Origin of the sequence: Psychrobacter sp. T6-4 (assembly GCF_052258425.1) — a bacterium.
Classification (GTDB): domain Bacteria; phylum Pseudomonadota; class Gammaproteobacteria; order Pseudomonadales; family Moraxellaceae; genus Psychrobacter.
On sequence record NZ_JBQQEZ010000013.1, the window covers coordinates 51,047 to 63,595 of the forward strand.

The following is a 12,549-nucleotide window of genomic DNA, read 5'->3' on the forward strand; positions in this document are numbered from 1 at the left end:
TTTGACTTATTAATTAGCTTAATGATATCCCTTTTAAAAAAAGAGCCTACCATGACAGACAGCGCCAATAATGCACGCCAGCAGCAACTTAAAACCTGGCTACAGCATACTTTTGACAATCAGCCTTATAGCTTAGATAGTTTGCCAGGCGATGCCAGCGCACGTCGTTATCACCGCATACAGCTACTGCAGAATGATACGATCACCGCGCGATATATTGTCATGGATTCGGCCGATGAGCAAGATGCTATGCAGCAATTTATCACCGTTGCTAAGCTTATGGCGCCTGCTGTCAATGTTCCAACCTTGATTGCACAAGACCTTGACAAGGGGTTTTTGGTGCTGCAAGACTTCGGTGCGGTAGAGTTTGCGCATCTATTAGTGGGTGCTACGCCTGAGCAAGTAAACCTGTATTACCAGTCAGCAATGCAATCGCTTATCGATTTACAAAAAATCCCCGTTGATACTGCAAAGCATGAGTACAAATTGCCAGATTACGACGCGGCAATGCTGGATCGAGAGATGGATTTGTTTAGTGAGTGGTTTATCCCTTATATCGATGTGCAACTTGATGCGACGCTTTGGCATAATGTCAAAACAGCGCTAATTGAGGCGATACTCATGCAGCCACAAGTGATTGTGCACCGTGATTATCACAGTCGTAATCTGATGCAAGACCAGTCAGATGTGATGCTCGATAAAGCAGGCCTTGGCGTTATTGATTTTCAAGATGCAGTCATTGGTGCTTATAGTTATGATTTGGTGTCACTGGTACGTGACGCTTATGTCGACTGGGCTGAGACGCAAATCTCTAGCTGGATTCATGACTTTTGGCAGCTGCAGCAGCAAGCAGGTTTGTCAGTAGCCGCTAGTGTTGAGCAGTTTGAGCGCGATGTAAATGTTATGGGCGTGCAGCGTCATCTAAAGGTGCTCGGTATCTTTATTCGTCTCTCCCAGCGCGACGGTAAAGATCGTTATCTGGCGGATATCCCCAAAGTCATGCGCGATTTGCTCTTTGAGCTTGAATGGTTGGGCACTCATGGCGATAATGCTATTAAGCAAGTCATACTTTCATTTAGCACATGGATGATAGAGACCGTATTACCCGCTTATCAAAGCAGTTTTTCTCAGCAGTATATTTAGATTTACCATACAAATTCAAAACATCAGGGAGCAGATATGTCTGCAATAACGCAAGCCATGATTTTGGCAGCAGGTAAAGGTACACGTCTGCGGCCGCTTACGCTTGAGACACCAAAACCACTCGTTGAAGTCGGCGGACAGCCTTTGATTGTCTGGCACATCAAAGCGCTGCAAGCGGCTGGTATTACTGACATTACAATCAATACCTCGTGGCTTGCAGATAAGTTAATGGACACTTTGGGCGATGGCTCGCAGTTTGATGTGACATTGCATTGGTCAATCGAAGAGGAGGAGCCATTAGAGACCGCGGGCGGTATTTTTCAAGCATTGCAAGCGGGTAAGCTCAAAGACGCGCCCTTTATTTTAGTCAACTCCGATGTATGGACGACTTATGATTTTGGTCAGTTAAAAGACTATGAGCTTGGCAGTGACCAAAAAGCGCATTTGATACTCATAGATAATCCTGAGCACAATAATGGCGGTGATTTTGCTATTAATAATGGTCTGGCGAGCGAGCAACCGATAGGGGACGCGGACAAATACACCTTTGCTGGAATCAGTGTCATGTCGCCAAGAGTGGTTGATGGCCTAGTGCCAGGGCAACCTGCCGCACTTGCGCCACTACTTAGGCAGGCCATGCTAAAGTTTCAGGTCACAGCAGAGGTTATCAAAGACAATTGGATAGATGTCGGCACCCCTGAGCGTTTAACGCAAATCAATGAGTTTCTTAAAAATGATACTATAAAGGATAGATCTGACTCTTAAGTATAGTACATTGAACGACGACGACTAATGACGATAAAGGGCTGCGCTATTATGATAGTGCAGCCTTTTTGTTAAGGGTTATGATTTAGAGTTTAGTAGATTCGTTGTGGCGTAGAACGCTCGTGCATTATTAAATTTGTCGCAAGACACAGATTTTGATAATACTATATACTATAATGTAATATATAATTATTTAATATAGAGGCGTTGTCCTTGTACAAATCACAGCTAGGCAAAGGTTAGCATTATCAAAAGCTAGACATCAAAAAGGAGTGACTATGATATTTAAACAACTGTATGAACCCCTCTCTAGTACTTATACCTATTTGATAGGGGACACGAGTACCGGGCAAGCAGTGTTGATTGATCCTGTCATTGCGACGATGGATCGCGACCTCGCTGAGCTGCACAAACTTGGCTTGAGTCTAGCTTATACCATTGATACGCATATCCATGCTGATCATATTACAGCAGCGTTGGAGATGAAGCGTGAGGTGGGTAGTCAGATTGCAGCGCCTGCTTATGATCGACTGGCGTGCGCAGATATTGGCTTGGAGGACGGCATTCCCTTTGAGCTTGACGGTATCACTTTGCATCCTTTGCATACGCCAGGGCACACCGCTGGACATTTTGCTTATCTGTATGATGGACGCGTATTTACAGGAGATGCCCTGCTTATCGAAGGCTGCGGCCGCACTGATTTTCAAAATGGGGATTCAGACGCCCTATATCACTCTGTGAGAGACAAACTGTTTTCTTTACCTGATGAGACACTCGTTTATCCTGCTCATGATTACCAAGAGAGGTTTGTATCTTCAATTGCGCAAGAAAAAAAGCGTAATCCAAGGCTTGGTGGTGATACGACGATCGAAGAGTTCAGAGTCATTATGAATAATCTAAACCTGCCGTATCCTAAATTTATCGATCATGCGGTACCTGGCAATCAGCAGTGCGGCGTCTGTCCAGAGGATTTGCCTGAGAACTTGGCAGGATATTGTCGCCAAATGACCCAAAGTCCGCAGGGCTAGCTTATTCTAAGACTAACAAGCAATCGTCACGCAGCAGGTAAACGCAAAAAAAACGCAGCCTTGATAATCAAGACTACGTTTTTTTTCACTAGTAGATTTTAAACTCCCATTGCCAGCTTAATCAGCTGCGCAATAGTAAAGATGACCAAAAACCCTGCCAAATATAAGCCCACAAACCAGGCCCATTGGCTTTGTTTTTTACTTAGTTTTTTCATAATAGCGTCCTCTTTTATAACTACCCTATACTCTCAGCTGCACGCGTTGTCTGTAGCATAAACATCAGTACATAGGATTGTGGTCAGATTTGCCTTTAAACGTATAGTACGCAAATGCGGTGTAGCTCAAGATAATTGGCAGCATGATGACCGCGCCTATGAGCATAAATGATAATGAGGTGTCGGCGGCTGCCGCTTCATAAATGGTCATCTGATAAGGCACTATATAGGGGAATATGGCAAAACAGACACCAATATAACCCATCAAAAACAGCGCTACCGTCAATAAAAAGGGGCGATATTCACGTTCTGTTTTTAAGTCTTTACGCATCAAAAAGAACAAAGCCAATACGATAATCGGCATAGGAGCAAGATATAACAGACCTGGGAAGCCAAACCAACCCTCAAGCGCGTCGATATCAGAGAAGAACATAAAGGCGGTGACGACTATCATCGCGACCACAAGCGCTAAGAGCATCCAGCCTGAGACTTTGCGCGCCCAGACTTGTAGGGTATGTTCGGTCTTTATGATGAGCCAAGTGGACCCAAGCAGCGCATAACCGATAATCATGGCAAAGCCGCAAACGATGGAGAAGGGCGTGAGCCAATCAAACGGACCGCCAGTGTATAAGCGGTTGCTAGCCTCTAACCCTTGTACTAAGGCGCCAAGCATAATGCCCTGCGAGAAGGTAGCGATCACTGAGCCTACAAAGAAAAACGTATCCCAAATATGGCGACGGGTATTGGCTTTAAAGCGAAACTCAAAGGCCACGCCGCGCATAATGAGTCCAAAAAGCATAAAGGTCACTGGTAAATAAAGACCCGTCATAATAATACCGTACGCAACAGGGAAAGCGGCAAACAAACCGCCGCCACCAAGCACTAGCCAAGTCTCATTACCATCCCAAAAGGGCGCAATAGAGTTCATCATCCGGCTACGGTTCTTGTCTGAGCCTGCAAAGGGAAACAAAATACCGCAGCCTAAATCAAAGCCGTCGAGCAGCACATAAATAAAGACCGATAGCGCGATAAGTCCGCCCCAGATAAGGGGTAAGTCTAATACATCACCGAAGTTAAACATTAGCGTAATCCTCCATCATCGACATCGTCAGCAGGACTGTCTAAGTTCTCAGCATCCTTATCTTTAGTGTTCTCTTGCGGTGCATCATCACCGCTCAAAGCGCGGCCTTGAGCCTCGGTCACAGAATGATCATAGTAGGTATCCTCAGAAGGATCCTCGTACGGCTTAGGCCCTTGAGTAATCAGGCGGATAATATAAAAGCTACCTGCGCCAAAGACAAAGATATAGAGTACGATAAAGCCAATCAAAGTCGTCGCCACTTGCTGGGCTGCCAGCGGTGACATGCTCTCGCTAGTACGAATAACGCCATATACGGTCCACGGCTGACGTCCTGTTTCGGTGACGAACCAACCCGCGAGCAGTGCTATAAAGCCCATTGGCGTCATAAACATCCAAGCCCTATGGAACCATTTACTATCAAGATCAAACTGCTGTTTTTTAAAGTACTTATAGAGACTAAATAGACCAACTAGCACCATCAAAGTACCGATACCGACCATAATTCGGAACGACCAAAATACAATAGGAACAAAGGGTTGATCCTCTGGTGCCCAGTTCTTAAGACCTTTGACTTCACCGTCTAACGAATGCGTCAAAATAAGACCTGAGAGATAAGGTATTTTGACTTCAAAATGGTTTTTTTGTGCTTCTTGATCAGGAATGGCAAATAGCACTAGAGGTGCGCCGCGCTCATCCTCCCACAGTCCTTCCATCGCAGCTACTTTGGCAGGCTGATGCTCTAAAGTATTCAAACCATGCATATCGCCTATGAACACTTGAGCGGGCGCTACAAAGATAGCCATAATCATCGCCATACCTAACATTACGCGGCCATGCTTGCGATGCTCTTTGTGTTTTTTGGACTGTAGATAATAAGCACCGATACCGCCGATGACAAAAGCAGTGGTCAAAAATGCTGCCGTCATCATATGTGCATAACGATAGGGGAATGAGGGGTTAAAGATAATCTCAAGCCAATTGGTAGGATAGAGAAGGCCATCAGCGCCCATCATAAAGCCCTGCGGCGTCTGCATAAAACTATTAGCCGCCAAAATCCAAAACCCTGAGATAAGCGTACCGATGGCGACAATTGCCGTCGAGGCAAAGTGCATGCGCTTGCTGACGCGTCCCCAACCAAACAGCATAATCCCTAAGAAGGAGGCTTCTAAGAAAAACGCGGTCAGAACCTCATAGGCAAGCAAAGGCCCTAGTACGTTACCAGCCTTGTCTGAGAATACCGCCCAGTTGGTACCGAACTGATAAGACATTACCACGCCTGATACCACGCCAAGACCGAAGACCACGGCGAATATCTTGACCCAGTGTTTATAGACTTCAGCGTAAATAGGATCACCCGTTTTGAGCCAGCGAAATTCTAATACGGTCAGCCAACTGGCAAGACCGATAGAGAACGCGGGAAAAACGATATGAAAGGAGATGACAAAAGCGAACTGAATACGCGCTAGCATGAGCGCGTCCATTTGGTCGATCATAAATGCAGCGAACATAAGCGCTTACCTTTATTCGTGAGCAAAATAGCGCAAGCTTCCGTGATACGCCCAAGTTACTAACCGCAGCTTAAATACAAGTAGTACGGTCAATAGCTAAGATTTGGCTGTGAGTATGAATAAGCTAAACGGATGGACTAATGAGGTGACCATAACGGCTTAACTTAAATTAATAATTTATATCCTTATAAATTAATAAGTTATTGTTAATCAAAGTTATATTAAAAGTTTGTATTCACTTATTATGCGCTTGTACCCTAGTTGCTGCAAGCTGAAGGTTATACACCTATCAGTCACTTATAACCTACAATAGGTATTGAAAAAATCACACATAAATAAGCCTAAAATGCCTTTTTGAATGTATAAACTTCTATTATTTGAAGCTATAGTGACTCATGTTATACGCCGATAACCCTCTTATAACTTTTAATATTATTTAATATATATTATAGTAACGTATATTAAAATATACTTAAACGCAATACTTTTTTAATCGCCTAAGCTTATTGCTCGAGTTGAGTATGCAGGATTCGGCGCAGGGTCAAGATAGTTTGCGGACTGGTCTGAATACTATGTCCACCATTGATAATCGTCTCAGAGGCAGCTCCCTCTAGATGCGCACTGGTATAAGGCACAATGCCATCTGATAAGGTTTTGGTTAATGCTTGACTAATATCGCCATCAACACGGACCGCAGCAACAAGTGGTAGAGACTCTACTGCATCATTGACATCGTTATCAACAACGTCATCTTCACCTGTTACTGTCTCTTTAGGTTGCGGCTGTGATAGATCGATTTTGACGCCATCGGGCTGCGCTTGTGCAAGCCCTTGAGTAATGTCGGAGTCATTGCTGGCTATAATGGAATGGTAAGTGACGCGATCATTGATTTTGATGTCTTTGGTTAACTGAATAAAAGAGGATTGGTCACTGAGCTGACTGGCACCATTTTGCAAATATAGCGCGCCTAAAGGATTCTGTGCCAAATCACCTTGGGTTGCGATCGTAGCTAAGTTTTCAGTGACCGTTTTGATAAGTCCGACGGGCAAATAGACAATACGGCGTAGCGCGCGAGTAAACCAACGATCCGCGTAGTCGGTACCGCGAAAGGGCGCAGACAAAAATACGGCAGTGTCAACTTGCGGCAAAGCATGCAGCTCAAAGCGCTCTTTTAACTGCTCTTCACCAAAGGACTGTTTGAGCGCCTCACGTATTTTATTTTTTTCGCTAAATGTGAGCTGGTTTTGATCATCGAGTCGATCTAAGTCATCGACCAAGTTGTCGTCTGAGAGCATCATGCGAGCGATAAGCGCGCCCATACTATGACTGACAATCACACTGTTTTTGCTCGCGCGATTTTGTCCTTTAGGATCGGTTTGCTCATAAGTGCTATTGATTAGACGCTGTATTTGGTAGCGGTTTTCTATAATAGGCAAGTTGGTTGGATAAAATATCTGCCAAACTTGGTAGTTATCACGCAGCAGAGCATCGTTCAAAATATCATTGGTTAAATTGACCCAAGTAGCAGGGCTTGAGGCAAGACCATGGAGCATAATAATCACGCGCTTATCAGGATCATAAGGCTCAAGCATGAACAGTTTGGGCAAACGCGCATCTGGCTGGCGCGTAATAAGATTGAGATAACCTACGCCATCGAGCTGGTTTTCAGCAAGCCACATCCCGTACCCTGCAGAGAAGTTCGCCGCCAAAGGATAGTCATCATTTAAGATATTGACGCTCTCGCTGCGATATGGGTTGTACAGATGGATATCGAGCTGACGACTACTTAGAGCGTCAAGCACGCTGTCGCCAGCAGGCTTAATCAGTCCCGTTAAGAGCAGATGACCTGTAGGATAAATGCGCGAGCTTGGTGGGCTATCCTTGCTATCAGCTTGAGCGCTATCATCGGTCAGTCTTCCTGATATTGAGGCTTTGAGTAAATCACGAATAGTGGTGGTATAACGATCATCCAATGACGCTACAAGGCTAATACCCAAGCCTGAGCGCTTACTGATTGAGTTCATACCGGACAGGCGTATCTCATAAGTTGACACTAAGTCTGCCAAGGCTGAGGTCTGCTCGCGGGCATTTTTTAGATAGTTGCTCTCATTAGGCAGATAGATATCGAGATGATAATCATCAACGTCTACTTTCATCACTTTAATCTGATCAGTGAGCTTGCCTTTTATTGGTGCAAGGTTAGCGATAGCGGCTTGTTTTGAGGTATCATCATCGGTAATTTTGGTCGGTAGATAAGTCACGCGCGTACCGTCAGTCATCTTATTAGGGTTATCAGAGGACTTATATAACTGGGTAATAATATCGTTGCTGGCCGCGTTATAGATGTCTTGAGTTTGAATATCGGTATCATTTGGAATGCGGTTTGGCGCGCGCATTGTGTCTTTATTGCGATTAGCCGCCGCGCTATCATCGCTAAAGTCATGCTCTAGGCTGTCAAAGAACAGATAGGTATAGCTGGTTTTGATCGCATCAAACAGACGTTTTTGGTAGTTGGTTAAACACTGCTCAGTATTTTGCTGCTGCGCTTTTAGCTCCTCTTTAGGTACAGGAGCATTGGCAAAATAGGGATCGATTGGCGGGCGTGCTAGGGCATCGCGGCAGGCTTGAGAGTCACCAAGCTGGAGCGCTTTGGCATAATGCAATTCGGCATAAATTGCCAAGGCAGGACGGTAGTTTTGATTGAGCATACTCTCGTTAAGCTGAGCTAAGCACAGCTCAAAATTTTGAAAGCACGCTTGCTCATTGAGCCCTGCTGACAGCAAAGTTGAGGCAGTATCGCTGCTTAATTTATTATCAGTAACAATATTGCCGCGCTGCGCCTCGATAGTTTTAGAGGAGGCCTGTTTATTAACAGATACCGTACTACAGGCGGGGAGCACCACCATAGCGACTATCAAAGGAGCCAAGGACCATTTAGGCCACAGTGATTTATTTATTGAGGTAAGCGCAGTAGCAAAGGTGGCAAATGACATAAATCGTCTCAATGGCGAATAATGATTATTTTTATAGTAGGGCGCGACAAGCATCTTGCATTATATAAGAAAAAAGACTCCGATATAGACAAAACTAAAAAAGCGTATTTGCCCTATAGAGATAAAATATCAATATAGAGCAAATACGCTTAGTGTTGCAACTCAAATGCGCTCACATTGTTGCTATTGCATCAGCTTGCTGGTTTTACGTTGATATCAGGGGCAGGGATGTCCCAGATGTAGAATTTGCCGTCTTCAACGAGCTTGATCTGCTGCGGGATAATAGGGTCGTTGGGCATCTTTTGCTCAAGTCTTCGCAAGCGATCTAAAGCCTGACTACGGCGATCGCTAAGCAGATCTGACTGCGCTAAGCTTTGCTCAGCTTCGGTATAGTTGAGCGCGACTGCGCGATCGAGATACTTTTGACCCTCTTTAAAGCCGCCGCCCTCTGAGAGCATCATGCCGTACAAGAAGTTGGCTTCACCGCTTTCAGGATTAACTTTGATTGCGCGATCCACGTAGCGACCGCCGCGTATTGCATAGTCTGTACCCAAGTCCAAGTTACGACCCATACCATTTAACTTAGCCGCACGAATAAGTACGTCATAAGAGGCATCTGGTTTACTGGCATAAGGCTCAATCCAGTCTGCTAATACTTTGATTTTTTCGCGCGTATAGTGACGCTGCGAGCGGTTCGGAAAGTTTGGCGGATAGTGACGCGCATTAGGGGAGACATCTTCAATAAAGTCATCTAATAAGCTTACGTCCAGCTTATCGATACCTGAGATTTGCTGCGGGATAAGGACTGTTTTTACAAAGCTAATATCAGAGAGCTGTACTTGCGGCGTTGGGATATTGGAGAGCTGACCACTACGAAGATCAATGCCTGTGGCACTAGTAGGCGTGCGCTCAAAGACACGAGTGGTTCCAGCAATCTCTGCTGGTACAGGTATCGCCGCCGCTCTTGGTAATTGGTTGATGCTATTTTGCTGACTTGGCGGCGCGGTATTAACATTGACAGTAGCATTAGTGCTGTTGTTAGCAGTCGTAGGCTGCGCTAAACGAATAACGCGCTTACTTGAGTCAATAGCACTAGGCGCACTGGCATTAGTGCCATCGTTTTCAGCGGCGCTAGCAGGCGCTCCTATCATCATCATGCATGCGGCTATAGCAGTCAAAGTCGCTATTTTGTTTTTGTAGGTTGTCGTTGTAAGCTGGCTCATATCAGTCATTACCTTTAAGTGTGGTTGAAGTTATTTTTTGTCCTTATCACTAGCAAGTCGCTAAAATTGCTAAGTGTAAATCGATGCTCCGTTTTAGGGATTAGTCCTTTAAAATTATGATTAATAAGCTATTCATCTTGCTTTAGTTGCGCATTGGCAACAGTTATACATGATAGGCCGCCGCTTTCATACCGTTTGCAAGCCAGCGCATTGTAAGGCGTACAGGAGGCGAAAGCGCCGCGCCCCCGCTTTGCAGTGCCAATTCGCGATGATGCAGCTCTTCGATGTCCATTTGCGCTAGAATCTCTCTTGAGCGTACATCTTGCGTGGGCAGTTTGCCAATGTGCTCTTGCAAATGCTCACTCACTTGCGCCTCAGTCTCAGCAACGAATCCTAAGCTAAACTCATTAGAGATCGCGCCTGCTACCGCCCCAAGACCAAACGACATACCGTACCACAGCGGCGTCAGCAGACTGGCATGACTACCAAGCTCATCTAAGCGCGTCTCGCACCAGACCAGATGGTCGATCTCTTCAAGAGCGGATTGGTGCATCGCTTCCCGGACACCATCGTCTTTTGCCGCAAACGCTTGTCCATGATATAAACCTTGAGCGCAGACCTCGCCGGTGTGATTGATGCGCATCAGCCCCGCCACATGACGCGATTCTGTAATGCTCAGCTCAGGAATACTATCGTCGCTCACCGGTAGTGGACGAGTGCTTGGATTCGAGTGTGGTACGATCGCGCGCAGCGCCTTGTCGACGCCAAGCAGCAACTGATCAACCTTGGATAACGGACGCGCTGTCATATCAAACTCCTGATATATCTATTAAATCGGTATGGGCAGTAGCTAATGAGTAAATAGTCTCAATTAACAAATAGGGTAATCAACAAATAGTGTCGTAACGGCTTTTTGCAGTTTCAATACGGTCTGCATTTAAACACAAACTACTATAGCAAATAATAAAGTTTATCCGCACAAAAGATTCTATCAGTACGGTATGTTTGTTGTCACCGTTATCTAAACTCACATCATAGGCTCGTCATGCGTTTGTATCACCGCCTGCTTGATGTGCTTGTTAAGCTTAGTATATAAGAAGAGCCCAAAAGCAATATTGAGTAATCCTGTAACCAAAAACAGCTGCGGCAGCGACATCTTGACCACATTTAAAATAACAATCGCAAAAATAGCTGAGCTGACCATAAAGATGGCGTTAAAAATATTGTTAGCGCCGACGATACGGGCGCGGTGACTCTTTGGCGCGTAAGCTTGCATAGAAGCATACAACGGCACAATATATAAGCCGCCACTAAAACCTAAGAAAAACAAATCGGCAAATACTCGTAAGCTACCAGAGATACCGAGCAGATCGCTAATACCGAATAAACGCGTTCCATCAGAGATAATATTTAAGCTTGAAAGCGAAAAGTACAAATCAATGGCAAAAATACTCAAACCTGCAATACCAAAGGGTAGTAAGCGCAAACTGACTTGGTTGTTGGTTAAGCGCTTACATAACAGCGAGCCAATAGCGACACCAACAGAAAACAGCGTGAGTAAGAAAATAACCACCGACTCATCACCGAATAAGATGACTTTGCTAAATTCAGGCGTTTGGGTCAAAAACGTCGCGCCATAAAACCAAAACCAGCTATTACCCAAAATCACAAAAAACAAGAACGGCAAAGAGTATAAATAACGCACCGTTGCCATACTGGTGGTAAAAATATTCCAGTTAATCTTAAGATCAGGTTGCATCGCAGGCGTCTCTGGGATAGAGCGTGATGCCAAATACCCTAAGACGGCAACGACTACTACGGTGGCGCTAATCCAATACAAAGATAGCGGCAACTGCGTTAAAAACCCTGCGACAATCATACCGACCAAAATAGCCAAAGAGGTACCCATCTGAAACAAACCATTGGCACCTACTAGCTCGTCCTCGCGCATGGCCTGCGGCAGATAAGCGTACTTAATCGGACCAAAAAACGTTGAATGCGTCCCCATCAAAAACAGCGCCACAAACAGCAGCGTATACCACTCAAACACAAAGCCAATTGCCGCCACTGACATAATAGTGACTTCTAAAACTTTAGTTAAGCGCGTCAGCTTAGATTTTTCGTACTTATCAGCGATCTGTCCTGCTAAGGCTGAAAACAAAAAGTAGGGTAAGATGAATAGCATAGCGGCTAAATTGTTCAATATACTGACCTCTACACCGATTTGACTAGCAGCGGTGTAGGTCAACACCAAAATTAAAGCTTGCTTAAAGACATTGTCATTAAACGCGCCCAAAAACTGGGTAAAAAACATAGCGCTAAAGCGGCGACGCTTGAAGAGTTGAAACTGATTGGCCATGAATGTTCCTACAGAAGTTGTGCAAATGGGTGGGCTAGATTTTATCTTGATAGGTCTAAGTTTGGGCAACGCTACGATATACAAATATCAATATTATCAGAAACTTATCGAATTATAAGATAGGATTTATCGATATTAGGTCGTATAATAGCAAGGCTTTGCCAAAAATACATGTGCTAGATGCTATGATTGCCTATTTAACTGCGCTATGATTTGTCCGTTTTACTCACAAGC

General features: G+C 44.9%; 10 protein-coding genes. 3 read left to right on the forward strand and 7 right to left on the reverse strand.

Annotated elements, in window-relative coordinates:
- Nucleotides 1-51: 51 nt before the first annotated feature.
- From ACTXGE_RS10075 to ACTXGE_RS10085, 3 genes are all read left to right on the forward strand, one after another.
- Nucleotides 52-1,143 carry an aminoglycoside phosphotransferase family protein gene (locus ACTXGE_RS10075; protein WP_443541467.1) on the forward strand — a complete coding sequence of 364 codons (1,092 nt, stop codon included), beginning with the start codon at nt 52-54 and terminating at the stop codon, nt 1,141-1,143.
- 36 nt (nt 1,144-1,179) lie between these two features.
- Nucleotides 1,180-1,908, forward strand: a complete 729-nt coding sequence (murU, locus tag ACTXGE_RS10080; RefSeq protein WP_443541468.1) for an N-acetylmuramate alpha-1-phosphate uridylyltransferase MurU — start codon at nt 1,180-1,182, stop codon at nt 1,906-1,908.
- Nucleotides 1,909-2,186: 278 nt separating this feature from the next.
- The gene (locus ACTXGE_RS10085) at nt 2,187-2,936 is read left to right on the forward strand and encodes an MBL fold metallo-hydrolase (protein WP_435950670.1); all 750 of its coding nucleotides are present in this window, start codon (nt 2,187-2,189) and stop codon (nt 2,934-2,936) included.
- A 98-nt stretch (nt 2,937-3,034) separates the two neighbouring features.
- Here ACTXGE_RS10085 and ACTXGE_RS10090 read toward each other — a convergent pair whose 3' ends face one another.
- The 7 genes from ACTXGE_RS10090 to ACTXGE_RS10120 all read right to left on the reverse strand — a co-directional run bounded on the left by ACTXGE_RS10090 (nt 3,035) and on the right by ACTXGE_RS10120 (nt 12,315).
- Nucleotides 3,035-3,151, reverse strand: coding sequence for a DUF2474 domain-containing protein (locus ACTXGE_RS10090; RefSeq protein WP_317199706.1), 117 nt, complete (start codon nt 3,149-3,151; stop codon nt 3,035-3,037).
- 64 nt (nt 3,152-3,215) lie between these two features.
- On the reverse strand, nt 3,216-4,232 hold the full coding sequence (gene cydB, locus ACTXGE_RS10095; protein WP_317199707.1) for a cytochrome d ubiquinol oxidase subunit II: 1,017 nt from the start codon (nt 4,230-4,232) through the stop codon (nt 3,216-3,218).
- Nucleotides 4,232-5,740: a cytochrome ubiquinol oxidase subunit I gene (locus ACTXGE_RS10100; protein WP_443541469.1), complete on the reverse strand. Its 1,509-nt coding sequence runs from the start codon at nt 5,738-5,740 to the stop codon at nt 4,232-4,234. Before ACTXGE_RS10100 ends, cydB begins: the two co-directional genes overlap by 1 nt.
- A gap of 503 nt (nt 5,741-6,243) precedes the next feature.
- Complete coding sequence (locus ACTXGE_RS10105; RefSeq protein WP_443541470.1) at nt 6,244-8,733, reverse strand: esterase/lipase family protein; 2,490 nt, start codon at nt 8,731-8,733, stop codon at nt 6,244-6,246.
- 191 nt (nt 8,734-8,924) lie between these two features.
- Nucleotides 8,925-9,965 (reverse strand): tetratricopeptide repeat protein, encoded by a 1,041-nt coding sequence (locus ACTXGE_RS10110; RefSeq protein WP_443541471.1) that lies wholly within the window; start codon nt 9,963-9,965, stop codon nt 8,925-8,927.
- 154 nt (nt 9,966-10,119) lie between these two features.
- Nucleotides 10,120-10,764 carry a 2-polyprenyl-3-methyl-6-methoxy-1,4-benzoquinone monooxygenase gene (gene coq7, locus ACTXGE_RS10115; RefSeq protein ID WP_443541472.1) on the reverse strand — a complete coding sequence of 215 codons (645 nt, stop codon included), beginning with the start codon at nt 10,762-10,764 and terminating at the stop codon, nt 10,120-10,122.
- A 219-nt stretch (nt 10,765-10,983) separates the two neighbouring features.
- Nucleotides 10,984-12,315: an MFS transporter gene (locus tag ACTXGE_RS10120; RefSeq protein WP_443541473.1), complete on the reverse strand. Its 1,332-nt coding sequence runs from the start codon at nt 12,313-12,315 to the stop codon at nt 10,984-10,986.
- Between the last annotated feature and the right edge of the window lie 234 nt (nt 12,316-12,549).